This window comes from Streptomyces sp. NPDC058985 (assembly GCF_042740985.1).
In the GTDB taxonomy this organism is placed as follows: Bacteria; Actinomycetota; Actinomycetes; order Streptomycetales; family Streptomycetaceae; genus Streptomyces.
Genome location: NZ_JBHYJX010000032.1, coordinates 36,009 through 62,254 on the forward strand (window position 1 = coordinate 36,009; position 26,246 = coordinate 62,254).

Below are 26,246 nucleotides of genomic sequence, written 5' to 3' on the forward strand. Positions count from 1 at the left end.
CCCAGGGGACGGAGCCGGGGCGCGGACGGCCCCCGGTGCGGGTGTCAACGGGATCTACGGAAGCCGAAGCGGCCATGCGGAATCCTTCGTGTGACGGAGCGGACGGACAGGAGGGCGGGGCGCACGCCCTGGACGCCCAGCACCAGGCCGAGCAGGGCGAAGACACCGCAGACGGTCACGGCGCCCGCGGTGAGCGCGAGGGCCGCGCGGACGCCGGTGGAGAGAGCGGGGGAGGCGGCGAGGCCGGTCACCGCGCCCGCGGCCCACGCGCCCGCGCCGGTCGCCACGGCCGCCGCCAGCACCGGCCGGGCCAGGTCGCCCAGGACCCGCCGGACCCGGACCGGGACGCTTCGCGGGCCCATCCCGGCGAGCAGCAGGGCCCCGGTGACGGTGATGCCGGCGGCGTTGGCGGCGGCGATGCCGGTCACCCCCCACTCGCCGACGGCCCAGGCGCCGACGCCGGCGGTGGCCGCGATGCCGACGGCCATCGCGCCGAGCGGGTACCAGGAGGCGCGGCCCGCCGAGAAGTAGGACCGGGCCAGCGCGCCCACCACGGTCTGCCCGAGCAGTCCGAGGGCGTACACGCGCATGACGCCCGCGGTCGCCGCCGTGTCGGCCGCCGTGAAGGCGCCGCGCTGGAAGAGCAGTTCGATGATCTGCGGTGCGCAGGCGACCACGGTGGCGGCGCCAAGGAGCACCAGGCAGGCCGCCAGCGCCACGTCCCGCTCGACGCGCTCGCGGGCCCGTTCGGTGTCGCCGTCGGCCATGGCGCGGGCCACCACCGGGAAGGTGACCGTGCACAGCATCAGCGACAGCGTCATCGGGATCTGCGCCACCTTCTGCGCGTAGTTCAGGTGCGAGATGGCCCCGGCGGGCAGCCCGGAGGCGAGGAAGCGCTCGATGAGGATCTGCGACTGCCGGCACACCGCGAAGAGCAGCACGGTGGAGAACAGGGCGAGGGCGAGCGGACGGGCCGGGTCCCCGGCGTCCGCGAGCCGCTCGCCGGTGTCGCGGCGCCGCAACTGCCGCAGCAGCGACGGCGCCTGCGCCACCACCATCAGCAGACCGCCCGCCGCGACCCCCACCGCCGCCGACCGCACCCCCCAGCGCCCGCCGAGCACGAACATCGCGGTGATGATGCCGGTGTTGTAGGCGACGTAGATCGCCGCCGGCGCCAGGAACCGGCGGTGCGCCCGCAGCGCCGCGCTGCAGTACCCGGCGAGCCCGAAGCTGACGACGCAGGTGGCGGTGAGCCGGGTGCAGTCCACGGCCAGGGCGTGGTCGTCCAGGCCCGGTGCGAGGGCCCGGACCAGGGCCGGAGCGCAGACGACGACCAGCGCGCCGACCGCGACGAAGGCCGGCAGCAGCCGGGGCAGGGTGGCGGCGACCAGTTCGCGGACAGGGTCGCCGGGGGCGCCCCGCGCGCGGCGGGCCAGGGCCAGGCTGAACATCGGGACCAGCGCGAAGGCCAGACCGTCCTCGATCAGCAGCGTCGCCGCGAACTCCGGCACCGTCCACGCCACCAGGAAGGCGTCCGTCTCGCTGCCCGCCCCGAACAGCCGGGCCAGCGCCTGGTCCCGGGCCAGCCCGAGCACCGACCCGGCCACCGACAGCACGGCGGTGACCAGCGCGGCCCGGGCCAGGAAACTCCGGGAGGACCGCGTCTCGGCCGCGACGTCCGGCTCCGGCGGGGCGGTCCGGGCCGGCGGGACCGACGCCCCGTCCGCCGCGCGCGGCGGGGTGGTCCTCACCGCTGTGCCACCCGCTCACGCGGCGCGGACCCGAGCGCCCACCAGGCCGCCAGGCCGAAGCACACCGCCGTCAGCACCGTCGAGGGCCCGCCGATGTCCGCGTACGCGAAGTCGGTCAACTGCCACACAAGCAGCCCGCAGGCGACCAGCCCGCAGTCCTGCCCGGCCGTCCCGGCGCGCCGTACGGCACGCAGCCGCCGCAGCCCCAGGACGAGCAGCGCCAGCCAGCTGCCGGCGAGCGCCAGCAGCCCGAGCAGGCCCTGTTCGGCCAGCACCAGCAGGTACATGTTGTGCGGGGACAGCAGTGGCTGCCGGTGGTACCCGGCACCGGCGCCGTCGGTCTCGCTCCCCGAGGACAGGGCCAGGGAGGCGTGCGAGTCGCGGTGTTCGGGGAACGCCTTCAGCCCCACCCCGGTCAGCGGCCGCTCGCGCCACATCCCGGCCGCCGCCGCCCACATCGTGTAGCGGTCGGTCACCGACTGGTCGGGCGCGTCGGTGACCTGCGTGATGCTGCCGACCCGCTCCTGGAGCATCGCCGTACCCACACCCAGCCCGCCCACCAGCACCACGCCCGCCGCGACCGCCGCCGCGCCCACCGCCAGTGCCCGGCGCGCCCCGGCCAGCAGGAGCTGCGCCGCGCAGGTCACCGCCGTCGCGATCCACGCGCCCCGGCTGAACGACAGGGCGAGCGGCAGCAGCAGGACGAGCGCGCACCCGGCGGCGAGCAGCCGGTGCCGCACCGGCGTCCGCCCCAGCGCCAGACCGACCGCGCAGACCACGCCCAGGGAGACCACGGTCGCCATCCCCATCACGTCCTGCGCCCCGAAGGTGCCCACCGCCCGGATCGGCTCGCCCTGGTAGGAGGCGCCGGTGCCGGTCACGTACTGGTGCACGCCGACCGCCCCCTGCCACACCGCGAGACCCACGATCGACCAGGCGAGCAGCCGTGCGTCGTCCCGGTTCCGCAGGAGCAGCAGTACGGCGGCGGGGACGAGGACGAAGACCTGGAGGTAGCGGCCGAGTCCCTCGAGCGCCGCCCCCGGCGAGACGGCGCCCACGGCGGCGACGGCCAGACCCAGCACCGGCAGGCCCAGCACCGCGGCCGCCCTGCGGGTCAGGGGGCGGCGCCGGTCCCGTACCAGCCGCAGCGCGCAGTACAGCACCACCAGCGCGGAGACCGCGTCGGCCGGATGCGCGTCCCCGATGCCGCCCCCGCCGTCCGGCGCGAGCGGCAGGGCGAGCAGCGCGACCACCGCGACCACGGCCAGCACGGGCGGCAGCCGCCGTACGCGCGCCGCCGGCCGCAGGGGAAGGGCGTGGGCCACCTCGGTCAGCTCCCCGTGGGACGCACGAGCGCGACGGCGGTGCGCAGCAGGATGCAGACGTCCTGCCACAGCGACCAGTCGTCGATGTAGGCGTTGTCGAAGCGGGCCCGGTCCTCGATGGAGGTGTCGCCGCGCAGCCCGCTGATCTGGGCCAGGCCCGTGATGCCGGCGGGCGCCCGGTGCCGGGCCGCGTAGCCGGGGTAGGTCTGGCTGAACTGGGCCACGAAGAAGGGCCGTTCGGGGCGTGGGCCGACCAGGCTCATGTCGCCCCGGAAGACGTTCCACAACTGGAGCAGCTCGTCCAGCGAGGTGCGCCGCAGGAAGCGGCAGAACCACGGCATCCGGCGCTCGTCCGCCACGCTCCACCGGGTCGCCGACTCGTGCTCGTCGGCCGGGCGGTGGGTGCGGAACTTCAGCAGCGTGAACGGCCTGCCGTCCTGGCCGATGCGCTCCTGCCGGAACAGCACGCCCGGCCCGCCGACCATCCGCAGCACCGTCGCGCAGGCCAGCAGCACGGGGCTGAGCAGGAGCAGGAGCAGCCCGGACACGGTCACGTCCAGCACCCGCTTGCCGGCGCCGGCCGGTCGCCGGGCGCCCGGCTCCAGGCGGCGGCGGGAGAAACCTGCGAGCCGTTCCCGGCCGTCCCGCGCGGGGAGGTCCGCGTCCAGCTCCCACACCACGCAGCCGGACTCCGCCAGCGACCGCAGCAGCGGTTCCTGCCGGGTGGGTACGGAAGGGTGGACGGTCAGGATGTCGCGCACTCCGTTCTGCACCACCGCCCGCCGCACCTCCTCGCCGGTGGACAGCACGGGCAGGCCGGTGGTGCCGCCGGGTTCGTCGGTGACGACGCCGACGGGACGGACCCCGCAGCGGGGGTGGCGCAGCAGCGCCGAGGCCACCCGCTGCGCGGTAGCGGCGGGACCGACGACCAGGGCCGCGTGCGGCCGGTTCGCCAGCGCCGTACGGTGCCGCCGGTGCACGGCGCCCCGCCCGGCGCAGCCCGTGGCCGCGTGCAGCAGGAAGCCGAGGAGCAGGGTGGGCGCGGACAGCGCCTGCGGCGGGTCGTACGCCGCGACGAGTGCCGCCAGCGCCAGCCAGACCACCGCGATCCGCCCGCACAGGGCGGGCAGGTCGTCCAGCACCCCCGCGGGCCGCCGGTCGGGGTCCGGGCGCGGGCGCAGCAGCAGCGAGGCACCGACCAGCAGTGCCGTCAGCAGCGGTTGGTACGGGGTGCCGGTCAGGGCCAGCGATCCCGGCAGCGCCGCCGTGCCGTCCGCGACGAGCAGCGGCAGCGGTGAGTCAGGCCGCGACGCGGTGCGCCCGGCGGGCAGCCGGAAGCCGGCGGGGCGGGTGCGCGGCGGCAGGACCGCGACGGGGGACGGGCCGAGGTCGTGCGCCTGGCCGGAGGGCGTGGGGACGGTGCTTTCCGCGGTCACGGGTGGGTGGACTCCCTGTACTCGATGGGCACGACGGCCGGCCGGCCCATGCCTGCGGGCCGGTCGCCGGGGAGGAGACGGAGGGCGTCGGACGGTCCGTCGCCACGCAGGGCCGGGTCCGGGGTGGCCGGGTTGTGGTGCGGGAGGGCCGGGTCCGGGGTGGCCGGGCTGTGGTGCGGGAGGGACGGGTCCGGGGTGGCCGGGCTGTGGTGCGGGAGGGACGGGTCCGGGGTGGCCGGGCTGTGGTGCGGGAGGGACGGGTCCGGGGTGGCCGGGGCGTCGTGCGGGAGGGACGGGTCCGGGGTGGCCGGGGCGTCGTGCGGCAGGGGCAGGTCCGCGCCTGTCGCCCCGCAGCCGTCGGCGAGGCACGTCCCGGTCGTCCGTGCCTCCCCCAGGAGGGCGTCGTACACCGCCGCGACCGCCGCGGCCGTGTGCCGTACGTCGTGCGCGGACCGCACGTGCGCGTGTCCCTGGCGGGCGAGCGACGTGCGCAGCGGCGCGTCGAGCAGCAGGGCGGCGACCGCGCCGGCTAGTGTCGCGGGTTCCTCGGGCGGCACCAGGCAGTGCGGCTCCAGAGCGGGCGGCAGGCCCTCGCGGGCCCCGTCCACGTCCGTCACCACCACGGGCCGCCCGCAGGCCATCGCCTCCAGCGGGGCCAGCGCCATTCCCTCCCAGCGCGACGGCAGGACGACCAGGTCGGCGGCCCGGTACCAGGCGGCGACGTCGTCCGCACCGCCCGCGAAGACCACCGACGTCCGGGCGCCGTCCAGGAAGCCGTACGCCGAAGCCTGTGCGGTGAGCGGACCGCGGTCCGGGCCGTCGCCGACCAGGACCAGCCGGGCGTCCGGCACCCGCGCGAGGACCGAACGCCACGCGGCCAGCAGGACGTCCTGGCCCTTCTGCCGGCACAGGCGCCCCACGCAGACCACCAACGGGGCCTGCGGGCCGACGCCGTGCCGGAGCCGCACGCCGTCGGCATCGGCCGGGTCCTCGGGCGTTCCGCACGCCGGGAAGCGGTCGGTGTCGATGCCGTTGGGGATCACCGACCAGCGTCCGCGGACCCCGGCCCGTACCCCGCGCCGCCGCTCCGCCTCGCTCACGCACACCGTCCGCGCCGCCCATCGCGCGCCCCACCGCTCCCAGCACAGAGCGAGCGCCCCGGCGGGACCGCCGACCGCCTCGAACGACCAGGCGTGCGGCTGGAAAACGGTCGGGATCCGCCCCCGCACCGCGAGCCGCGCCGCGAGACCGGCCTTCGCGCTGTGCGCGTGCACCAGGTCCGGGCACACGGCCCCGGTCACCCGGGCGAGCCGGCGCACCTCCGGCACGAGTGCCGGGCCCGGCGAGCGGGTGGCCGGCCAGTGGCGTACGTCGGCGCCCAGGGCGCGGAGGCGGTCCGCGAGGTTCCCGTCGGGGCAGGCGACCGCGACACTCAGCCCGGCGGCGAGCTGAGCCCGCGTCAGGTCGGTCACGACCCGGGCGACCCCGCCGTCCACCGGTTGGGTGACATGCAGAACCCGTGGCCGGGAGCCGGTCGGTGGCAGGTGCATGCGCGTTTCCTCGTTCACGGAGACTGCTCGGGACGTGCGAGAACGCGTCTGACGGCGGGGCGCCGGCCGCGCCGCGGCGTACGCCGGCGCACGCCGCGTCCCGCTGCCAAACGAGCCGGAAACCGGCAGGTCACCGCCGCGTCGGGAGTTCTCGGAGAGTGCCCTCGGCCGATGTCCCTGAGTGGTGCGACGGGGAGGCGTCGATGGAGTGGGGGAACGAAGTGGGACTCTAGCCGCTATCCGTACTAATACGGTGAAACGGGGTAAGTGTGTTGGATTTGTGAATACCGGCCCTTCGTCAGATCACCCCTTTGGCGGCACAACCCGCGTGGGCGCCGCGCGTTGACAGTGCGCCGGGCAGCCGCCCGGATGTGTGTGACAACCCCAAGGAGCACTTCTCCATGTCGCGTATTGCGAAGGGCCTGGCCCTGACCTCCGTCGCCGCCGCCGCGGTGGCGGGCACCGCCGGTGTCGCCGCTGCCGACAGCGGCGCGAAGGCCGCCGCCGCCCACTCCCCGGGCGTCCTGTCCGGCAACGTGGTGCAGGTCCCGGTCCACGTCCCGGTCAACGTCTGCGGCAACACCGTCGACGTCATCGGCCTGCTGAACCCGGCGTTCGGCAACGAGTGCGAGAACGACTGACCTCGGCTCGCGCCTTCCCGTACCGGCCGTCCGTACCGCGGTTCCTCCGCGACCGGGCGGCCGGTCCGCGTTTGTGTGCGGACGGCGGAACACTGCCCCGAATGGGGGGTGCGGACGCCGACACGGCCTACGGACCTTGACAGGGCGTCTCACCAGGTAAGACGCCGGAGACGGGAAATCCGGGCGAGTACACGCGGTCACCGATCGGTTGCAGAGCGGCAGAGGCGCTTTCACGGTGGGCACAAGATCCGACGCACCACCGAAAGGAACCCCCATGCGTCTGCCCGCACGACGAATCGCCACCACCGCTCTCTGCGCCGGCCTGCTGATCGGTCTCTCGGGGCCGGCGGTGATGGCGGCCGATGGCGAATCGGCCCGGGAACGCACCCACGCGGTGTCCCAGGAACCCCTGCCCGACATGGCGGAACTGCAGAGCCAGGTCGCCGGCCTGGCCGGCCTGGGCGGAGTGCTCACGCCCGTCACCGACCTGCTCAACGCCGTCCTCAAGGCCGACGACGGCCGGCTCACCGCCGCCGACGCCGACCAGTTCGCCGCCGCCGTCAAGGACGCGCTCGCCAAGGCCGACGCGGCCGACGCGGACGCCGACGACGCGGCCGCGAGCGACACGGTGAACCTGCCCGGCACGACCACCCCGGCCCAGCCGCCGGCCGTGACCGCGCCGCAGGCCGGGAACCCGGTCACGCTGCCGGCGCCCGTCGTGGCGGAGGACCAGACCGCGGCGGCGCCCGACCTGGCGGCCACCGCCTACGCCGACCTCCAGAAGCGGATCGACGCGCTGGTCAAGGCCACCACCGCCGGCAACGCCGAGCAGGTGAGCCCGGCCATTGACGAGGTGATGACCGGCATCTCCAACGTCGTCGCCGCCACGCTCGTGGCCAACGGCATGCCCGCCGCGGACCTGGCCGGTCTGCCGGCCCTCCCGGCGGCTCCGGAGGCCACCACGCCGGAAGCCGCGGTCCCGGCGAACCCGCTGCCGGCCAACCCCTCCTGACGCCCCGCGCGTCCCCGGGCCGTCGCGTCACCCCCTTTCGGGGGTCGCGCGACGGCCCTTCTGTATTTCCGCCTTTCCGTCCTTCCGCCTTTCGAGGGTCCGGAGATCTCATATGTCTTCCGGACGGTGGAGTTTCCGTGCCCGGTACAGGTCGTTGGAGAGGGCGTCAGTATTTCCTCCGGTGACACGGGTCGCCGAAGAAAGGAACACGATGAAGTCCCTCAAGGCCGCCGCGGTCGTCGCCGGTTCCCTGGTCGTCGCCGGCTCCGCCGTGCCCGCGTTCGCCTACGACGCCGACACCGCGCGGCTGACGCCCACCAGCCTCAACGGGGCCGTGAACGCGCTGACCGCGGAGCCCATCGACGTCATGCCGCTCAAGCACCAGTCGAACGCGCTCGACACCGAGAACAAGGACTCCGTGCTGCACACCGTGAAGGACGCGACCACCGACCTGAACTCGAAGAGCGGCCGGCTCGGGGGCATCCCGCTGCGCGGCTGAGCCCCGGGCCGTTTCCGCGTGCGCTCTTCCCGCCCGTTCCTCCCGCCTTCCCGCATTCTCGAAAGGGACCGTGCCTGACATGAAGCCGACCACCAGACGAACCCTGGCCGCCGTCGTCACCGGAGTGGCGGCAGCCGTGGGCGCGGCCGCGGCCCCCGCCGCCGCGGCCGACGCGATCCCCGTACCCGTGCCCCTGGGCGGCGCGGAGACGGCCCTCGGCATGGAACTGCCGGAGATGACCGGCGAGCTGCCCGTGCCCACGGTGGGCGCACCCGAGGGGCCGCGCTACGTCGAGGGCCGGCTGCTGCCGGAGCGGACACTGCCGCAGTTGCCGGTGCACGGCGGGCTGCCGGGCGCCGACCTGCGCCAGCCCGTGCCGCGCGTCCTCGGCGACAACTTCGACCACGCCGCCTTCGACGCCCCCGCCGCCGGGCTGCGCACCCTGGCACCCGGTCTGTCCCTGGACGCGCCGCTCACCGCGCCGCGCGCCGACGCCTTCGGCCTGCCGGCGGCCAAGCTCCCGGAGGCCGGTGTGGCGGCCCCCGTCGTCCAGGCGGTTCCCGTGGCCGACCTGGGCGTCGGACCGGGGCTCTAGGTGTATTGACCCGCAGCGTCGTTCACGCGCCCGGGCCGTCCCGTGCTCCGACTGGCCCTGCGAGCGGTGACCGAGTGGCCCGTCGGCCGGTTAGTGGTGCGGACCACCGGAACCGGACGAGGAGCGAGCCATGGCCGTTGACGCGGGCGTGACAACGAGCGCCACGGAGCAGGAGCAGGAGGAGCAGGAGCAGGATCGCGGGGCGGAGAGCCGGGCGAGAGGCGGTCCGGCGCACGGCACCCGGCGCCAGCTGATGCGAGGGCTGCTCGCCCCGGCTCTCGCGGTCACCCTGACGCCGCTGGTCGCCGCCTCCCGCCCCGAGCCGCACACCGCCGAGCCCGCGGGGAGCGGCGCCTTCGACGAGACCTACCGGGGGCGCCGGATCCGCGGCGTCTGGTCCGCCGCGGGGCGCGCCGGCACCTGGCACGTCACCGTGGACGGCCGTCCGCTGCACCTGATGCGCCGGGCCGACGGCAGCTGGCTGACCATGATCGATCACTACCGGTCGTACCCCACCCCCCTTTCCGCGGCCCGCCGCGCCGTCGACGAACTCGGTCCCGTCGAGCACCTGCGCGACACGCCGGCCGTCGAGGGGCACGACCCTCAGGGGCACGACCACCGTTCCGGGGGACGGCATGGCGTACACGCGTAAGGACGTCAGCACGCTGACCCGCACCGAGCGGCGGCGGTTCGTCAAGGCGCTGCTGGAGATCAAACGGCGCGGCGAGTACGACGAGTTCGTCCGCACCCACATCGAGTACTACGTCTCGGACGGCGAGGACGGGCTGCGTACGGCGCACATGGCGCCCTCCTTCCTGCCCTGGCACCGCAAGTTCCTGCTGGACCTGGAGGAGGCGCTGCGCCGGGTCGACTCGTCGGTCACCGTGCCCTACTGGGACTGGACGAAGGACCGCGGCACCACGTCCGCGCCCTGGACCGCCGACTTCCTGGGCGGCACCGGGCGACGCTCCGACCACCGGGTCACCACCGGGCCGTTCGCGTACGCCGAGGGCAACTGGACGCTGAAGGTGAACGTCACCGACACCGAGTACCTCACCCGGGACCTCGGGCGGGCCGGCGATCCCCTCAAGCTGCCCACCAGGAGTGACCTGGAGTGGGCCCTCGACGATCCGGTGTACGACACCGCGCCCTACGACTCCACGGTCCGCAAGGGGTTCCGCAACAAGCTGGAGGGGTGGGGGACCGGCCGTGGCAGTGTCTCCTGGCGCAACCACAACCGGGTGCACCGGTGGGTCGGCGGGGTCATGGTCGGCGGCGCCTCCGTCAACGACCCGGTGTTCTGGCTGCACCACGCCTTCGTCGACCTCCAGTGGTCCCGCTGGCAGGCCCGTCACCGAGGCGCCCGCTACCTGCCCGCGAAGCCGCCGGGCCGGGGCAGCGCGCAGCGCGGACGGATCGTCGCCCGGCACGAGCCGATGCCGCCGTGGAACGTGACGCCGGACGAGCTGGAGGACGTCGGCCGGATCTACCGTTACGCCTGAGGGATCCACCGGTGCGCCGGCGGGATCCGTCGGTGCGCCCGGGGGGACCCACGGGAAAAGCCCCGGCCGGGAAGGCCGGGGCTCTTCGGGTGCCTACGGGGCTCAGCCGCCGTAGCCGGCGTTCTTCTTGCCCTTCTTGCCGTTCTTGTCGCTCGTGTCCTTCTTCTTGTCGCTCGTGTCCGCCTTGTCGTCGGCGCCGTTCTCGCAGGCGTTGCCGAACGCCGGGTTGAGCAGAGCGAGGATGTTGACGGTGTTGCCGCACAGGTTCACCGGCACGTGCACCGGGACCTGGATGACGTTGCCGGACAGGACGCCGGGCGAACCGACGGCGGCGCCCTCGGCACCCGCGTCCGCCATGGCCAGGCCGGTGCCGCTGAGGACCACGGCGCCGGCGCCGAGAGCGACGCCGGCAGCCTTCGCGATGCGAGACATCACGGTTTCTCCTTCTGACTCGGGGAACACGGCGACAGGACGCGCCGCCGCGCGGCCGGTTCAACGCACCTGGTCGAAGCGGGTCACGGGGAGAATGTGAGGATCACCCTTTTTGCAGAGAGGCGAGGGACGGCGGGGGAGCGGACGGCGGTGGAAAACCAGTGCCACTCCCGCGCGGAGGTCCACTAGCCTCCCCGCCATGTCGAACGCCCTGCCCGACGCGTCCACCGATCCCTCCGATCCCTCCGATCCCTCCGATCCGTCCGGTCCCTCCGAGCCGTCCGCGCTCGCCGCGCTGCCCGGCCTCTTCTCCGAGGAGAGCAGGGTGCGCGCCTTCGCCGCCGTCGCCCTGGGCGCCGGCGGCAGCGCGGAGGTGGCCCGGATGGCCGGACTGTCCGCCAAGGAGACGGCGGGCGCGCTGCGCCGACTGCGGGAGCAGGGCGTGGTGGTGTCCGGGGACGGCGGTGAACTCGTCGTCGCACACGACCGGTTCAGGGGGCTGGCCCGCGCGGCCCGCCCCGCGGCGGACCCGGCCGGTGACCCCGCACCGGCGGCCGACGGCGACCGCACCGGCATGATCCTGCGGACCTTCGTGAAGGACGGGCGCCTGGTTCGCCTCCCCGCCCGCTGGACGCGCAAGAAGGTGGTGCTGCGGCACATCGCCGAGCGGACCTTCGCCCCCGGCGTGGAGTACCCCGAGCGAACCGTCGACCAGAAGCTGCGGACCTGGTGCGAGGACGGCGAGGTCGACCATGTGACGCTCCGGCGCCATCTGGTGGACTTCGGACACCTGCGCCGGAGCGGCGGAATCTACGCGCGCCCGGCGGAATCCGGCCGGGTGGGAACCGCCTGAGCGTCCGGAGCGGGGGCCACGGGCAGGCGGCGTACGGGGGACCCGTCGAGGTGGGCCCGGATCGCCTCCACAGCCTGGCCGTAGTACGTGGCGTAGTTGGCCTGTGAGACGTAGCCGAGGTGGGGCGTCGCCAGCAGGCGCGGGGCGGTGCGCATCGGGTGGCCGGCGGGCAGCGGCTCGGTGTCGAAGACGTCGACGCCCGCGCCGGCGATCCGGCCCTCGTGCAGCGCGGCGAGCAGGGCGTCCTGGTCGACGATCGCCGCGCGCGAGGTGTTGATCAGATAGGCCGTCGGCTTGAGCAGGGCCAGTTCGGCGGGGCCGAGCAGGCCGCGCGTGCGGTCGCCGAGCGCCAGGTGGACGGAGACGAAGTCGGCGTCGCGCAGCAGCGCCTCCTTGGAGGGGGCGAGTTCGACGCCCACCTGGTCGGCGCGCTCCCGGGTGAGATGTAGGCTCCACGCGCTCACCCGCATGCCGAAGGCGAGGCCGACCCCGGCCACCCGGCTGCCGATCTTGCCGAGGCCGAGCAGGCCCAGGCGGCGGCCGTGCAGGTCGGCACCCACCGTCTGCTGCCAGGGGCCGCCCTCGCGCAGCCCGTTGCCCTCCCGCACGATGCCGCGGGCCAGGCCGAGGATCAGCGCCCAGGTCAGTTCGACGGGCGGGGCCGAGGAGGAGGCCGTGCCGCACACGGTGACGCCGTGCGCCTCGGCGGCGGCGTAGTCGATCACGCTGTTGCGCATGCCGGAGGCGACGACGAGTCTCAGCCGGGGCAGCCGGGCGATCAGCGATCCGGGGAAGGCCACGCGCTCGCGCAGCGTGACCACGATGTCGAAGTCGGCGAGGGCGGCCGCGAGAGCGTCCTCGTCGCCGAAATGGGTGTCGAAGGACACGATGTCCACGTCGTCGGCGACCGGGGACCAGTCGGCGATCTCGGTCGCCACCCGCTGGAAGTCGTCGAGTAGGGCGCAACGCAGTCGCACGCGGTCCTGTCCCCCTCGCCAAACGGGCAGTGGCGCCCCCGGCAGGACTCGAACCTGCGGCCAAGCGCTTAGAAGGCGCCTGCTCTATCCACTGAGCTACGGGGGCCTGGTGTGGTGGCCTCGTTCGTGGTGCCCGGGTGTGGGCGGATCCGTGACGTTGCCGGGGACAAGGATAGGGCTCCCGGCTCCATGTCCCTGATGCTTCCCCTCCGTGGCTCGATGTGGAGGTTCGGTGAAGCGGTTCTGATAATCGCAGGCAGGTACGAATCGTGCATCGCTTTTGGCCGCTCGCGCATCGGGTGTTGTCCACTCGTTATGCCTGGACTGCGCTCACGTCCCAGTAGTGGCTTCCGTCCGGAGTGTCCGGTCGGCGCGCAGACATGCTCATCATGCTCATATGCTTCAGAATTCCCTCAAAATTGGGCATTCTTCACATGTGGTGACCTTGGACGTACGGCCTCAGCTGCTCGACGCACTCTCCGCGCTGCGCGACCGTGTCGCGGCCGCACGCTTTCCGCTGCCCCTGGCGGGTGCGCCACGCGCGCGTGCCAACCGCGACGAGCTGCTCGCCCAGCTCGACGACTACCTGATGCCCCGGCTGAAGGACCCCGAAGCGCCCCTGCTGGCCGTGGTGGGCGGGTCCACCGGCGCCGGGAAGTCCACCCTGGTGAACTCCCTCGTGGGGCAGCGGGTCAGCGAGGCCGGCGTGCTGCGGCCCACGACCCGCACGCCGGTGCTGGTGTGCCATCCGGAGGACCACCACTGGTTCAGCGGGATGCGGGTGCTGCCCGACCTCACGCGCGTGTGGGTGCCGCACCGGGAACCGGACGACGACCTGCTCCTGCCCGGCGAGAACCCCGCGCGCGTGCTGCGTGTCGAGACCGCCGACACCCTGCCGCCGGGCATCGCCCTCCTGGACGCGCCCGACATCGACTCCCTCGTGGCCGACAACCGCGTTCTGGCGGCCGAGCTGATCTGCGCCGCCGACATCTGGGTGATGGTCACCACGGCCGCCCGGTACGCCGACGCGGTGCCCTGGCACCTGCTGCGCACCGCCAAGGAGTACGACGCCACCCTGGTCACCGTCCTCGACCGGGTGCCGCACCAGGTGGTGGCCGAGGTGTCCCGGCAGTACGGGGCCCTGCTCACCAAGGCCGGACTCGGCGACGTACCCCGCTTCACCGTGCCCGAACTGCCCGAATCGGCTTGGGGCGGCGGGCTGTTGCCGGCCAGCGCTGTGGCGCCGCTGCGGTCCTGGCTCGTGCACCGGGCCCAGGACCTGGAGGCCCGGCACCACACCATGGCCCGTACGGCGCACGGCATCCTGGACTCGCTCAAGTCCCGGATGCCCGAACTGGCCGGGGCCACCGCGGCCCAGTACGCCGCCGCGCTGCGGCTCACCGCCGCCGTCGAGGGGGCGTACGACGGTGAGCACGCGCGCGTGCGGGGGCGGTTGCAGGCGGGCGCCGTGCTCGCCGGGGACGCCCTGAAGCGCTGGCGGGCCTTTCCCCTCGACTGCTCCCCGGAGGAGCTCCTCGACTCCCTGGTGGAGAGCCTGAGCGCGCTGCTGCTGTGCGCCGTCACCGCCGCCGACGAGCGGGTCGACGAGGCGTGGCGGGGCGAACCGGCCGCGGCCGCCCCGGAACTCGCGCGCCACGACCCCACCCCGGAGAGCGCCGAGCACCGGATCGGGCTGGCCGTACGGCGGTGGCGGCGGGAGCTGGAGGAGTACGCCGAGGACGAGGTCCGCGAGCTGGACCGGAACCTCGCGCCGGACCCCGGGGTGGTGGCCGGGCTGGTCGCCACCGTGCTGCTCGGCGGACGACGCGCGCGGGTCGCCGGGGAGCGGCTCGCCGAGCGGCTCGGCGCCCACGGCGCGCTGCGGCTGCGCGACCGGGGCGGACGGCTGCTCGACGAACACGTCGACCGCGTCCTGCACGTCGAGCGCGAGCGCCGGCTGGCGCCGCTCGACGGGCTGGAGGTGCATCCCGAGCCGCAGGCCGAACTCATCGCCGCGCTGTCCGTACTGCAGAAGGAGAGGTGACCGGTGACCGCCGTCACTGACCAGGACCCCGCCGAGCACACCGACCACACGACCCAGGAGTCGGACCGGACGGGGCAGTCCGGCGACACGGAGCCCGGGGACGGCCGGGACCCGGGGGGCGCCACGGAGCCGGAGACCACGCGTGCGGACGGCGCCGAGCGCGCGTCCGAGGAACCACCGGGGCGGGGGACCTGGCTGCGGCGGCGCGGGGGCCGTACGGGGGGCGTGGCCGACGAGGACGGGGCGGGCGGGGCCGAGGGCGCGGGACGGGCTGAGCGTGCGGGAGGGAAGGAACGTGGGGGAGGGACGGAACATGCGGGAGGGACGGAACATGCGGGAGGGACGGAACGTGCGGGAGGGAGAGGGCGGGCGGCCAGGGCCGAGCGTGTCGCCAGTGGTCCGTCCGGCTCCGGTGGTCCGTCCGGTCCCGGTGGTCCGTCTGGCTCCGGTGGTCCGTCCGGCTCCGGTAGTCCGTCTGGTCCCGGTGGAGTTTCCGGATCCGGTGGTTCCTCCGGCTCCGGCTCGGGCTCCGGCCCCGGTTCCGGGGACGGGGAGGGTGCGTGGGGTGACGGGCTGATCGCGCGGCGGGTGGACGAGAACGGTGGCACGGAGCAGTACGCGGTCCTGCCCAGCAGGCCCGCCGCCACCTCGGCCGCCCTGATGCCGCTCGCCTACGACGGACAGCTCAGGTCCCGGCTGGACGCCCTGCGCGAGCTGGTCGGCCTCTCCCGGACCCGGCTCGACGGCGGGACCCTCGCCGAGGCGGGGCGGGTCCTCGACGAGGCCGCCGCGCGGCGCAGGCTCTCCGGGCAGCACACCGTCGTCGCCATCGCGGGCGCGACCGGCAGCGGCAAGTCGCAGCTGTTCAACACCCTCGCCGGGGTGACGATCTCCGAGACGGGCGTCCGCCGGCCGACCACCGCCGCGCCCATCGCGTGCAGTTGGAGCGACGGCGCCGCCAGCCTCCTGGACCGCCTCGGCATCCCCGGCCGCCTGCGCCGCCGCCCGATCCAGCACCCCGACTCCGAGTCGCCGCTGCGCGGACTGGTCCTGATCGACCTGCCCGACCACGACTCGGCGGCCGTCCAGCACCGCGAGCAGGTGGACCGCATTCTGGAGCTGGTCGACGCCGTCATCTGGGTCGTCGACCCGGAGAAGTACGCCGACGCGGTCCTCCACGAGCGCTATCTGCGGCCGATGGCGGGCCACGCGGAGGTCACCCTCGTCGTCCTCAACCAGATCGACCGGCTGCCCGGCGAGGCCGCCGAACAGGTCCTGGACGATCTGCGCCGCCTGCTCGACGAGGACGGCGTCGCGCTGGGGGAGTACGGCGAACCCGGCGCGACCGTGCTCGCCCTGTCCGCCCTCACCGGGGAGGGCATCGGCGAGCTGCGTGAGGTGCTCGGCCAGTTCGTGGCCGAGCGGCAGGCCCCGGCGCGCCGTATCGCGGCCGACGTGGACGCCGCCGCCCGGCGCCTGCGCTCCGTGTACGTCACCGGGCGGCGGACCGGCCTCAGCGAGGAGGCCCGGGAGGAGTTCTCGGACCGGCTCGCGGACGCGGTGGGCGCCACCGCGGCGGGCGACGCGGCCGAGCGGGCCTGGCTGCGCAACGCCAACCGCGCGTGCGGCACGCCCTGGCTGCGGCTGTGGCGCTGGTACCACGAGCGGCGTGAACCGGCCACGGGGCGGCTGCAGCTGCGCGCCCAGCCGGACGAGGAGGCCACCGCACGGCAGCGCGTCGAGCAGGCGGTGCGCACGGTCTCCGAGCGGGCGTCGGCCGGGCTGCCGGCGCCGTGGGCGCAGGCGATGCGCGAGGCGGCCGTGCGCGGCGCCCAGGGGCTGCCCGAGGCCCTGGACGAGCTGGCGGAGCGCACGGGGTTGCCGCCGGGGCGCCCACCGCGGCCGGGCTGGTGGCCGGTGGCCGTGCTGGCCCAGGCGTCCATGACCCTGATCCAGTTGGTGGGCGGCCTGTGGCTGCTGGGCCAGATCGTCGGCTTCCTGCCGCCGAACCTGGGCGTGCCGGTGCTGCTGATGCTGGCGGGCATCATCGGCGGCCCCCTCATCGAGTGGGCCTGCCGCATGGCGGCGCGCGGACCGGCCCGTCGCTACGGCCAGGAGGCGGAACGCCTGCTGCGGGAGGCGGCCGCCGGGTGCGGCCGGGCCAGGGTGCTGGATCCGCTGGCGGCGGAACTGCTGCGGTACCGGGAAGTGCGGGAGCAATACGGGCGGGTCACGGGGGTGGGGACTGCGGCGAGGTAGGCGCGGATCGGCGACTCCGACTCCGACTTTGCCTCCGACTGCGGCTTCGGCTTCGGAGCGGATCGGCGACTCTCACCCGCACGGGTGAGGGAGTTCTCCACAGGCGGGGTGACGGTCCACAGCCCTCGGCGGGCCGGGCGCCGGGCGGGGCAGTCTGGCCTCGCGGCGGTCGTGACGAACGCGGTCGCCGGACGCAGCCGTACGGGACGGGCCCGTGCGGGAGGGAGGACTCGCGATGAACGAGACGATGATCTGCGCCGTGGGCAACGTGGCCACGCAGCCGGTCTTCCGGGAGCTGGCGAACGGGCCGTCGGCGCGCTTCCGGCTGGCCGTCACCGCGCGCTACTGGGACCGCGAGAAGAGCGCCTGGACGGACGGTCACACCAACTTCTTCACCGTGTGGGCCAATCGGCAGCTCGCCGCCAACGCGTCGGCGTCGCTGGCGGTGGGCGACCCCGTCGTCGTCCAGGGCAGGCTGAAGGTCCGTACGGACGTGCGCGAGGGGCAGAACTGGACCTCGGCGGACATCGACGCGGTGGCGATCGGCCACGATCTCGCGCGCGGCACGGCCGCGTTCAGGCGCACCGGGAAGGCGGAGGCGCCGGAGGTCTCGGCCTCCCCGCCGCGGCCGGAGCCCAACTGGGAGACACCGGCGGGGGAGCCGGCCGTCACGGACCTCGAACAACGCCCGGAGCCCGCCGCCGTGGCCTGACACGAGTGGTCCGCCGGAACTGACCGAAGTACGGGCTTATCGACCCATGCGCCCGGGCAAGCCCGGGTGGATTTGTCGATAAGCCCTGCTCACAGGGCCGGTCGGCGATAACGATTCCGATTCGGATCACCGCGCGGGCGGACATCACCCGGGGTCACGGTCCGTCAGGTCCTTAGGATGCCGAACGAGCCCTGTGGGGCTGCTGATTCTGCTGGTGGGACCGTTCCCCCCACGCCAACGGGTCCTGCTCGAAGGGGAATTTGGTGTTTTCTTCGCTCGCTGCGCTGTCTCTGCCCGGCCGGAGGACGGCGCGTACCGCCGCCGCGGCCCTGGTGTCCGCTGCCGCCGTCGCCGGTCTGGTGACCGGTGCGGGACCGGCCGCCGCCCAGGACGGAGCGGGGGGTCAGGGCGGGGCGACGGCCACCATAGGCGGGCTCAAGACGCACGGCACCGCGGTCATCCACGGGGAGGACGGCGACCAGGAGGTGCCGGCCGGCCTGTTCGAGATGTCCGTCGAGGGCGGCGGGATGCTGCAGTCGTACTGCGTCGACATCCAGAACCCGACGCAGAAGGACGCCAAGTACTACGAGACGCCGTGGAGCGGCACCTCGCTGGGCACCAACAAGGACGCCGGCCGCATCCGTTGGATCCTGGACAACTCCTACCCCCAGGTCAACAACCTCGCCGAGCTCGCGAAGAAGGCGGGTGTCCGCGGCGGGCTCACCGAACAGGACGCGGCGGCCGGCACCCAGGTGGCCATCTGGCGCTACTCCGACCACACGGACGTCGAGGCGACCGACCCGCAGGCCGAGCGGCTCGCCGACTACCTGGAGGAGAACGCCCGCGGCCTCACCGAGCCGGCGGCCTCGCTCACCCTGGACCCGCCCGCGGTCTCGGGTCGCCCCGGCGAGCGGATCGGTCCGGTGACCGTCCGCACCAACGCGGGCGGCGCGACGGTGACGCCCCCGGTGGACGCCACCACCAGCGGCGTGCGGATCGTCGACAAGAAGGGTGAGCCGGTCACCGAGGTCACCGACGGCGCCCAGATCTTCTTCGACGTGCCCGAGGACGCCGAGGCCGGTACGTCCGAGCTGACCGTCCAGGCGTCGACCACCGTGCCGGTCGGCCGGGCCTTCGCCTCCGAGAGCCGCAGCCAGACCCAGATCCTGGCGGGCTCCAGCGAGTCCACGGTCGCGGCGACGGCCACGGCCACCTGGGCCGGCCAGGGGGCGATACCCGCCCTGTCCGCCGAGAAGAACTGCGCCGAAGGCGGCCTGGACATCACCGCCGTCAACAAGGGCGACGAGCCGTTCACCTTCGCGCTGCTCGACGCCGAGTACACCATCGCGGCCGGTGAGACGCGCACGGTGACCGTCCCGCTGCCGGAGGACCGGCCCTACGACTTCACCATCCGCGGCCCGGCCGGTTTCGAGCAGCGCTTCTCCGGCGTCCTCGACTGCCGCACCCAGGGCGCCACGACGGGCGACACCACCCAGACCCTCGGCGAACCGGCCCCCGCCACGGCCGTCACCCCCACCCCGAACCCCAACCTCGCCGAGACCGGCAGCTCCGGGGCGACCCCGCTGATCGGCGGCGCGGCGATCGGCCTCGTGGTCATCGGCGGTGCGGTGCTGGTGTTCCTCCGGAAGAAGAACGAGCGGTGACCGTCTAGTGACCTGAGTCGAAGATTTGTCGTTGGTTGGGCATGAGTCGTCCGGGTCCGAAGATTCCGCCGTTGTCAGTGACTGATGCCCAACGGGTTGCGTTGGAGGGCTGGGTCCGTCGTCGGACGACGGCCCAGGCGCTTGCCCAGCGGTCGCGGATCGTGCTGGAGTGCGCCGAGGGACACTCGATTATGGAAGTGTCCCGCCGGTTACGGGTCACTCCGGACACGGTCCGCACCTGGCGGCGCCGCTTCCTGGAGCGAGGTCTGGACGGCCTGTGCGACGACCCGCGGCCCGGCGTCCCGCGGAAGATTACCGACGCGGACGTCGAGCAGGTCATCGTCAAGACGCTCGAGGAAACCCCGAAGAACGCCACCCACTGGTCGACCAGATCGATGGCGGCCGCCACAGGGATGTCGCAGTCGACGATCTCGCGGATCTGGCGGGCATTCGCCCTGGCCCCGCACCGCTCACAGACGTTCAAGCTGTCCACAGACCCGCTGTTCATCGACAAGGTCCGCGACGTCGTCGGCCTCTACCTCGATCCGCCGGAGAAGGCCCTGGTGCTTTGCGTGGACGAGAAGTCGCAGATCCAGGCACTGGACCGGTCCCAGCCGGTCCTGCCGATGGTGCCAGGCGTTCCTGAACGCCGCAGTCACGACTACGTCCGGGCCGGCACCACGACGCTCTTCGCCGCCCTTGAAGTCGCCACCGGCAAGGTCATCGGCTCCCTGCACCGCCGCCACCGAGCGGCAGAGTTCAAGAAGTTCCTCGCCAAACTCGACAAAGAAGTCCCCGAGGACCTCGACGTTCACCTCATCCTGGACAACTACGCGACCCACAAGACACCCGACATCAAGAAGTGGCTGCTGGCCCACCCCCGGTTCCACCTGCACTTCACGCCGACCAGCGCGTCCTGGCTGAACCTGGTCGAGCGGTGGTTCGCCGAACTCACGCAGAAGAAACTCAAGCGCGGCGTCCACCGCTCGGTCCAGGCCCTCGAACGCGACATCCGGTCCTGGCTCGCCGACTGGAACGAGCACCCCAGACCCTTCGTCTGGACGAAGACCGCCGACGAGATCCTCGACAAAGTCGCCGCCTACTGCCGACGAATCTCTGACTCAGATCACTAGGTGACGGGTGGTCAGTACGGGCCCGGGGCCCGGTGGGGTCGTAGGGGTGGTGGTCAGTGCCCGAGGTGGCGCAGGCAGTTCTCGAACGTTTCGTGCGTCGCGTCCGCCGGTCCGCTGTTGCGGTTGTACCAAGCGGTGTCCAGGCGGGGCTCCCGCTGCTGGTGGCCGGCCCTGCATCGCAGCCAGATCTGGTCGCGGGTGGAGAGGATGAGCCAGTCCCGGTATGCCCCGCACTCGGCGCAGGCGGTCATCTCGCCGTCGATGACCAGGGGCTGCTTCCAGGGCATCATCTTGCCCTCGACCTGGTCGTGGCTCGGCACGCGCAGCTCCGGCGGAAGGAAGTCCGGTGCCGCAGCGGTCGGCTCGTCGCTCTGCGGTGCGTCCGTCGGCGCCCCGATCCACGGCGGCATCTGGTGGTGTCGTGCGACCAGCTCGGCGAGCTGCCGCTCCACTTCGGTCGGTCCCTTGGCTCGGCGGCGTATGCGGTGAAACACCCTGGCGCCCTCCTCTGTCTCGTCACCTTGTCCTGCGCTTGATGATCGTGCCCCACGCCCCCGCCGGTTTCAATTCACAAAGTCCACAGTCTCCTCCGACCACGTCAGCAGGGGTGCTTGGGTGCATCGAGCGGGCCTAACGGCCCGGCCGGGTGGCGTCTTCGCCGCTCCGTCGTTTGCCGGGCGCGGGGCGGCTCGTCGTCGTCCCGCGCTTTGTGGATTGGGTGGTTGTGGTGCCGGTCCCTGGCAGACGGGAGGCGTCGGCGGGCAGGTTTGCGGCTCGCCGCATCCGCCACACGAGCACGTCGCTGACGGACTCCGCGGTGCCGAGTTCACGCCCAGCGGCAACCTCGGGGAGCAGAGCGGCCGAGTCGTAGCCGGCGGCATCGGCTTCCGCGACGGTGGCGGCCAGGGCGTACCAGCCAGGCTCCGCGAGGATCTGCTCGGCCAGATCCGGCAGGGCCTCGCGCAGCAGCGCGGTCTGGCGCTGGAGCATCGGCCGGCTCAGGCGCCGACCGCGCTCGTAGAGAACCCCGAGGGGCTGCGCGGCGGCGGCCTGGTAGGCGGCGCGCAGGTGATGAGCGGCTCGGGTGGCGGCCTCGGCCTGCTGGGCATGGCCCTTGCGGGCATGCCAGTGCGCGGCGGCGCTGATCAGGAAGAACAGCATGTCGATCGCCATCGCCGTGGTGGCGCCGTCCTCACCGCGGCCGAGCGCCGGGCCGCCCTGGACGAGTTCACGAGCGGCCTGCCGTAGAGCGCGATCGTGGCCCCGTACGGCACGGACGTGGGAGCGCGAGGCTCGCTCAAAAGCTGTTGCCGCGTCGCGCAGTTCGCGGCGGGTATGGGCGGCGGACGTCTTCGCGAGGGCGTCCAGGACCTCGCCGGCCGCGGCGATGTGGGCGGCGGCGACCGCGTCTTCGCCGTGCTCGAAGACGAGCACGGCCTGCCACGCGGCCGAGGCCGTTCTGCGGCGGGCAGCGGCCGGACCGTCCGGCCCCGGACGGATCGCGTCGTCCTTCGGGGGAGCCGGGGCGTCGGCGGACCAGCGTTCGCGGATGCGGGGCAGCGACAGATCGGGAGCCAGACGGGCGCCAGGGTAGAAGACGGGCTCGCCGTCCTTGTTCAGGTCGTCGGGTAGCGCGACCTTGTAGCCGAGCAGGTCGCCGGAGGGTGCGGCGCGCTTGCGGATCAGAAGGCCGGCGGCGGCGAGCCGGTCGAAGAACTCCTCGTCGCTCCGCGCCCCGCTCACCGCGCGTCGTACGGCTTCACGCAGTTCCTCGCGGGCGGTGCGCTCGCGGCCCTGCCGCTCGGCCTTGTGTCGCTCGGCGCTGGTGGGACGCTTCGCTGCGGTGCCGTCGCCGGGGGCGACCTGGTGGAGGCCGAGTTCCTTCTCGATGAGGCGGACTTCGGCCTGGGCGCGGGCGCCGGACCGAAAGTCGTCGGGGCGGTGGCCGTCCTCGGTGACGAGGGTGGCGACGATGTGGATGTGGTCCTCCGCGTGGCGCACGGCGGCCCAGCGGCAGCCGGACTGTCCCTCACCCGGGTCAATGCCCGTGGCGGCGACGATGCGACGGGCGATGCCGGCCCATTCCTCGTCGGTCAGGATCCGGTCGCCCGGGTCGGCTCGTACAGAGGTGTGCCACACGTGCTTGGCCGGGCGGGCGTGCTTGGCCAGGGCCATCATCGGCTGGTCCAGGAGCCGCTGAAGGTCGGTGAGGGTGGCGTTCGGGTCGCGCCCGGGGTCCGGGGACATGCCATCGAACGAGGCGACGAGGTGGGGGTCGGTGTGGTCCTCGTGCTTGCCGGTGTCGTAGAGGTAGAAGAGAAGACCTCGGGTGTCCGACCCGGACTGGTTGACGCTGGGGATCATGAGCCGTGGTGCTCGATCAGCCGAGCGGCGGCCTGGTGGGCGGTGTCGGCGGCACGCCGTACGGCGGCGATGGTCGCTTCGAGGTGAGGCACGTCTGCGCCTGAGTTGAGTGCTTTGACTGCCTGGTTGAGGTTGCTGCCGGCCCAGCCGAGTCGACGCCGGCTGTCGAACAGTGCGGTGATCACTTCGCGTTCGTCGGCGATCTCTGCGCTGGTACGGCTGAGGTCGCGGGCGGCGGCGAGCGCGGAGCGGGCGAGGAATCCGGCGACGGAGAGATTGCATTGGGCGGCGGCGGACTTGATCAGGGCGTACTCGTCGTCGTTGAAGCGTGCGTTGGGCTGGTGCAGGCGCTTCTTCTCGGGCGACTGACGCGGACGCTGACGGGCGCGAGGAGCGCGCTGTCGGGGCGCGCGCGGCTCGGTCGGCTTCTCCTCCTGCCCCGGCTTCGATCCGCCCTCGGTCGAAGCCCGAAGGACCTGCGCCCCCCGGTGCAGGTCCTCTCCCGCCCCCTCGGGGGCGGGTTTGGCGGAAGCTACGCTTCCGCCCCAACTTGCTCGCCCCGAGACCGAGTTAGAGCCGTGAGCAGCTTCCGGGGTGGTGCCTTTCTTGGGTGCGTTCGTCATCGGGATTCGGACCTCGTAGAGCGGGTGCGTTGCTGGATGGTTGCGACCAGCGCAAGGACACCGGCCCTGCTGGCAAGGACGCGGACCGGTCCGTTGGGGCGGTCCTGGACGAGCCACTGCCCGCTCGGCGTGAGGACGACGGCGTGGAGGAGTTGCCGGCGCACTAGGACGTCCGCCCAGGCATCGGCTTCGGCAGTGGTGGGCTCGGAAGAGCAAGGGAGACGCGATATCAGGGCCTGCCTCCAGCGGGGAGGTGGCCCGGCAGGGAGCCGGGCCACTGTTACGGGTATGGGTTTGAGCTGGGTTTTTTGCCGGGTTCAGCCGCACTCGGGGCAGCGCCCGACGTGGCTGTTGAGCGCGCGGGCCATCCGCTGTTTCGCCGAGGCAGTTTGCTTCGCGCTGGACTTCGCCACTGGCCTGCCCGCGTGCCGCTCGGAGTGAGCGAGCAGGTAGCCGATCTCTCGCTCGTACTCCGCCCGGACGATCTTGAACTGGTGGCAGGTCTTCATCGGGCGGTGCTCCTCGTCGTCGTGATGTCCTCGTTCCGCAGCTCCTGAAGGACGAGGCCGAGTCGGTCGTTACCGACACCCGTCAGGGCCTGGCGGCGGATGATTTCGCGGAGCTGTACCCGGGTGATCGTGCCGTTGCCGTCCCGTTTGAGCAGGCCCGGAACATGGGGGCGCACCTCGCGGACAAGCTGGCGCTCGGACTCGCCCAGCTCCCGCACCGGGCCCTGCGACTGCGGAGAGCGGGACCGGGCACGCTTGTCCTTGTTCTTCGTCCGGGACGGCCTGGCCGGCTTCCGCCGGAGCGGGACCTTGCGTCCTCGGTCCTGGGTGGTGTCGGTCCCGGACTGTGGGGTGGCCGGTCCCCGGTCCTCAGTGCTCTCGGTCCCGGACTTCGCGGTGCCCGGACCCGGATGAGAATCCGTGCCCTGAGCTGCTACTTCTCGCGCGTTGTGGTCAGTCCTCACAGCCACTGCGTCCCGCGCTGCGGCTTCAGGACCGGCGGGTTCGGTCCCCGGGACCGCACCGTCTTCATGGGGCTTGGTCCCCGCGGCCGTTCCCGTTGCGTCGCCCTCGGTCCCCGCGCCGACCGTGGCTTCCGGGTCCGTCTCCTCGGGGCCCGGTCCCCGAGTCCTCGGTCCTCGGTCCCGGACCGGCTCGTCGGAACCGTCGGGACCGGGGGCGGGGACCGGCTCATTCGATGGCGGCTGTGCGGGGACCGTGGCCGCCGATGCGCTGCTGTGGGCTGGGGACCAGGGAGAGGGGAGCGGGACCGTGGCGAGCGCGAGTGCGTGTCGCCGGGCGGCGAGCTGGTCGAGTAGCTGTGCCCGCTCGAGAGGGTCGGTGCCGACCGAGGCCCTGCCGACTGCCTTCGACAGGCGTCGCGTCAGCCGCCGGCCGCGACGGCTCTGCTGCTGCTCGGGTGTGCGCTCGGCGAGGCGGGCGGCGAGGGTGACCGCGCGGGTCGTGGCCCGGTCCCGGGTGATCTGGGCGGCGTCGCGGTCTCGCGCGGCGATGCCCAGGCGGGACAGCAGCCGCTCGCGTGCCTCCCGGCCCAGGACGGCGATCAGTCCATGCGAGGCGGCGCCCGGGGTGCGCAGGCGCAGTTCAATGCCCATGGCCAGGTGCCACAGCATCGCCGCCATGACCGGTCCGACGAAGGCGCGGACCGTGCCGCCGACGGGGCCGCTTTCGGCGTAGGCGGGGATCACCTGCACTGTGGTGATCACCCAGACCAGCGTGCCCGGCAGGCCGGGAGCGCCTTGGACGGCGAGGTTCTGCCGCGCCATCAGCGCGGTCGCAAAGAGCGCCATCTCGGCAGCGGCGAACATCGCGGCGCGCTCGGCGGTGCCGGCCATGTCGAGGTAGTCGGCGGCGAACCGCCAGCTGGTGTCGGCGCTGTAGGCGGTGCAGCCCAGGGCGGCGACGGCGGCGACCTTGACCGCTGGCCCGCCGTCACGTTTCTGCGGACGGGTTCTCCGGCGCCGGACAGTCCAGGCGGTCAGCACGAGCGCGAGGACGGCGGGCACGATGGCGGCCAGGAGAAGGGGGAGGTCCGAGGTGGCACCGAAGGCGAGGACGGGGTGGGTCATGCTGCCTTTCCGAGAGGGGCCTGCGCCGGTGGCGAGGCTGCAGGGCGGCCTGCGGGCTGCTGGGTGCTGGGGGCTGCGGGCGGGGGGGTGCCCTTGGGTTTGGAGGGCTTCTTCCGCATCTTCTTCCGGCGGGGCACGCCGTAGGTGCGGTCGCGGTCGAAGACCTTGTTGGCCGCTTGCCGGAGCAGGTCGCGGGCGTGCTTGTGGCTGATCTGCAGGGCGGCGGCGAGCCGGTCGGGCTGCCAGCCTCGGACGTATGCGTGGTCGATGAGGACCTGCCGCTCGGCCTCGGTCAGGTGTACGTCGCGTCCCTGGAAGAGGGCGGTTACGCGCCGGTAGTCCATACGCTGGTGCAGGTTGTCGTGCAGCGGGCGCCGCTCGGCTTCGGTAAGCCCGCCCCAGACGCCCTGCTTGAGGACGTTCTCCAGGGCGAAGTCCAGGCACGCGCGGCGTACGGGGCACCAGCCGCACAGCTCCTTTGCCTCCGCGATCTCCTCGTGGTCCCGGAGCCCAGGGAAGAACACGGCGTCGGCGTCCTCGACGTCCATGCCGTGGCACGCTCCGCGGACGTGCCAGCTGGTGTCTGCGATGCTGCGCAGGCCGGTGGCCGGCGCGTCGTGGGTGGTGATGTGGCGCAAGGCGGGTCTCCGATGTGCTGCCGCACCGGTCGGGCTAGGGCGGTGCTCGGCGGGTGCGGCGTCGGGACTGGCCGCGGCGCAGGGCGTGCGCCGCAGCCGGTGCGGGACGGTGATGGTGTGGCGGTGCAGCGGACGGGA

Annotated in this window: 24 protein-coding genes and 1 tRNA gene; 12 read left to right on the top strand and 13 right to left on the bottom strand. The window is 73.5% G+C overall.

From position 1 onward, the window contains the following. Positions 1 to 44: 44 nt before the first annotated feature. Genes murJ through ACFW01_RS25330 form a run of 4 tightly spaced genes read right to left on the bottom strand, consistent with a single transcriptional unit; the run spans position 45 to position 6,062 of the window. Positions 45 to 1,751, bottom strand: a complete 1,707-nt coding sequence (murJ, locus tag ACFW01_RS25315; RefSeq protein ID WP_384506836.1) for a murein biosynthesis integral membrane protein MurJ — start codon at positions 1,749 to 1,751, stop codon at positions 45 to 47. Continuing rightward, positions 1,748 to 3,076, bottom strand: a complete 1,329-nt coding sequence (locus ACFW01_RS25320; RefSeq protein ID WP_384506839.1) for an O-antigen ligase family protein — start codon at positions 3,074 to 3,076, stop codon at positions 1,748 to 1,750. The genes murJ and ACFW01_RS25320 overlap by 4 nt, the downstream gene beginning before the upstream one ends. Before the next feature lie 5 nt (positions 3,077 to 3,081). Then, a complete protein-coding gene (locus ACFW01_RS25325; RefSeq protein WP_234960271.1) occupies positions 3,082 to 4,512 on the bottom strand; it encodes an exopolysaccharide biosynthesis polyprenyl glycosylphosphotransferase in 1,431 nt (476 codons plus the stop codon). Then, positions 4,509 to 6,062, bottom strand: a complete 1,554-nt coding sequence (locus tag ACFW01_RS25330) for a glycosyltransferase (RefSeq protein WP_384506842.1) — start codon at positions 6,060 to 6,062, stop codon at positions 4,509 to 4,511. Before ACFW01_RS25330 ends, ACFW01_RS25325 begins: the two co-directional genes overlap by 4 nt. Positions 6,063 to 6,463: 401 nt before the next feature. Here ACFW01_RS25330 and chpG point away from each other — a divergent pair, with 401 nt between their 5' ends. From chpG to ACFW01_RS25360, 6 genes are all read left to right on the top strand, one after another. Further along, positions 6,464 to 6,703, top strand: a complete 240-nt coding sequence (chpG, locus tag ACFW01_RS25335) for a chaplin ChpG (protein ID WP_161332816.1) — start codon at positions 6,464 to 6,466, stop codon at positions 6,701 to 6,703. 274 nt (positions 6,704 to 6,977) lie between these two features. Further along, positions 6,978 to 7,715 carry a hypothetical protein gene (locus tag ACFW01_RS25340; protein ID WP_234960272.1) on the top strand — a complete coding sequence of 246 codons (738 nt, stop codon included), beginning with the start codon at positions 6,978 to 6,980 and terminating at the stop codon, positions 7,713 to 7,715. 211 nt (positions 7,716 to 7,926) lie between these two features. After that, the gene (locus ACFW01_RS25345) at positions 7,927 to 8,214 is read left to right on the top strand and encodes a hypothetical protein (RefSeq protein WP_234960273.1); all 288 of its coding nucleotides are present in this window, start codon (positions 7,927 to 7,929) and stop codon (positions 8,212 to 8,214) included. A 79-nt stretch (positions 8,215 to 8,293) separates the two neighbouring features. After that, entirely contained in the window at positions 8,294 to 8,809 is a 516-nt protein-coding gene (locus ACFW01_RS25350) for a hypothetical protein (RefSeq protein ID WP_384506846.1), read from the top strand. A gap of 130 nt (positions 8,810 to 8,939) precedes the next feature. Beyond that, positions 8,940 to 9,461 carry a tyrosinase family oxidase copper chaperone gene (locus ACFW01_RS25355; RefSeq protein WP_384506850.1) on the top strand — a complete coding sequence of 174 codons (522 nt, stop codon included), beginning with the start codon at positions 8,940 to 8,942 and terminating at the stop codon, positions 9,459 to 9,461. Next, a complete protein-coding gene (locus ACFW01_RS25360) occupies positions 9,445 to 10,311 on the top strand; it encodes a tyrosinase family protein (protein ID WP_234960276.1) in 867 nt (288 codons plus the stop codon). Before ACFW01_RS25355 ends, ACFW01_RS25360 begins: the two co-directional genes overlap by 17 nt. 102 nt (positions 10,312 to 10,413) lie before the next feature. Here ACFW01_RS25360 and ACFW01_RS25365 read toward each other — a convergent pair whose 3' ends face one another. Beyond that, positions 10,414 to 10,743 carry a chaplin gene (locus tag ACFW01_RS25365; RefSeq protein ID WP_234960277.1) on the bottom strand — a complete coding sequence of 110 codons (330 nt, stop codon included), beginning with the start codon at positions 10,741 to 10,743 and terminating at the stop codon, positions 10,414 to 10,416. Positions 10,744 to 10,942: 199 nt separating this feature from the next. On the opposite strand from ACFW01_RS25365, the gene ACFW01_RS25370 reads away from it, so the two are divergent. Further along, the gene (locus ACFW01_RS25370; protein WP_384506854.1) at positions 10,943 to 11,596 is read left to right on the top strand and encodes a DUF2087 domain-containing protein; all 654 of its coding nucleotides are present in this window, start codon (positions 10,943 to 10,945) and stop codon (positions 11,594 to 11,596) included. On the opposite strand, the gene ACFW01_RS25375 is transcribed toward ACFW01_RS25370, so the two are convergent. After that, the gene (locus tag ACFW01_RS25375) at positions 11,554 to 12,573 is read right to left on the bottom strand and encodes a D-2-hydroxyacid dehydrogenase family protein (protein WP_384506857.1); all 1,020 of its coding nucleotides are present in this window, start codon (positions 12,571 to 12,573) and stop codon (positions 11,554 to 11,556) included. The genes ACFW01_RS25370 and ACFW01_RS25375 overlap by 43 nt on opposite strands. Before the next feature lie 30 nt (positions 12,574 to 12,603). Next, a tRNA-Arg gene (locus ACFW01_RS25380) sits at positions 12,604 to 12,679 on the bottom strand. Between the two features lie 330 nt (positions 12,680 to 13,009). On the opposite strand from ACFW01_RS25380, the gene ACFW01_RS25385 reads away from it, so the two are divergent. From ACFW01_RS25385 to ACFW01_RS25405, 5 genes are all read left to right on the top strand, one after another. Further along, entirely contained in the window at positions 13,010 to 14,617 is a 1,608-nt protein-coding gene (locus tag ACFW01_RS25385; protein WP_122620055.1) for a dynamin family protein, read from the top strand. 3 nt (positions 14,618 to 14,620) lie between these two features. Next, positions 14,621 to 16,876 carry a GTPase gene (locus ACFW01_RS25390; RefSeq protein ID WP_384506862.1) on the top strand — a complete coding sequence of 752 codons (2,256 nt, stop codon included), beginning with the start codon at positions 14,621 to 14,623 and terminating at the stop codon, positions 16,874 to 16,876. Positions 16,877 to 17,111: 235 nt separating this feature from the next. Beyond that, a complete protein-coding gene (locus ACFW01_RS25395) occupies positions 17,112 to 17,588 on the top strand; it encodes a single-stranded DNA-binding protein (protein WP_384506865.1) in 477 nt (158 codons plus the stop codon). Between the two features lie 263 nt (positions 17,589 to 17,851). After that, on the top strand, positions 17,852 to 19,252 hold the full coding sequence (locus tag ACFW01_RS25400) for a Cys-Gln thioester bond-forming surface protein (protein WP_234960283.1): 1,401 nt from the start codon (positions 17,852 to 17,854) through the stop codon (positions 19,250 to 19,252). Positions 19,253 to 19,293: 41 nt separating this feature from the next. Next, positions 19,294 to 20,385 carry an IS630 family transposase gene (locus ACFW01_RS25405; protein ID WP_384506868.1) on the top strand — a complete coding sequence of 364 codons (1,092 nt, stop codon included), beginning with the start codon at positions 19,294 to 19,296 and terminating at the stop codon, positions 20,383 to 20,385. A 53-nt stretch (positions 20,386 to 20,438) separates the two neighbouring features. Here the strand turns inward: ACFW01_RS25405 and ACFW01_RS25410 are convergent, their stop codons facing one another. The 6 genes from ACFW01_RS25410 to ACFW01_RS25435 form a co-directional block, all read right to left on the bottom strand. After that, on the bottom strand, positions 20,439 to 20,879 hold the full coding sequence (locus tag ACFW01_RS25410; protein ID WP_384506871.1) for a hypothetical protein: 441 nt from the start codon (positions 20,877 to 20,879) through the stop codon (positions 20,439 to 20,441). Between the two features lie 136 nt (positions 20,880 to 21,015). Next, positions 21,016 to 22,749 (bottom strand): relaxase/mobilization nuclease domain-containing protein, encoded by a 1,734-nt coding sequence (locus ACFW01_RS25415; protein ID WP_384506874.1) that lies wholly within the window; start codon positions 22,747 to 22,749, stop codon positions 21,016 to 21,018. Further along, positions 22,746 to 23,372, bottom strand: a complete 627-nt coding sequence (locus ACFW01_RS25420) for a plasmid mobilization protein (RefSeq protein ID WP_384506877.1) — start codon at positions 23,370 to 23,372, stop codon at positions 22,746 to 22,748. The genes ACFW01_RS25415 and ACFW01_RS25420 overlap by 4 nt, the downstream gene beginning before the upstream one ends. A 317-nt stretch (positions 23,373 to 23,689) precedes the next feature. Then, complete coding sequence (locus tag ACFW01_RS25425) at positions 23,690 to 23,881, bottom strand: hypothetical protein (RefSeq protein ID WP_384506880.1); 192 nt, start codon at positions 23,879 to 23,881, stop codon at positions 23,690 to 23,692. After that, a complete protein-coding gene (locus ACFW01_RS25430) occupies positions 23,878 to 25,470 on the bottom strand; it encodes a hypothetical protein (protein ID WP_384506883.1) in 1,593 nt (530 codons plus the stop codon). Before ACFW01_RS25430 ends, ACFW01_RS25425 begins: the two co-directional genes overlap by 4 nt. Then, the gene (locus tag ACFW01_RS25435; protein ID WP_384506886.1) at positions 25,467 to 26,108 is read right to left on the bottom strand and encodes a WhiB family transcriptional regulator; all 642 of its coding nucleotides are present in this window, start codon (positions 26,106 to 26,108) and stop codon (positions 25,467 to 25,469) included. Before ACFW01_RS25435 ends, ACFW01_RS25430 begins: the two co-directional genes overlap by 4 nt. Between the last annotated feature and the right edge of the window lie 138 nt (positions 26,109 to 26,246).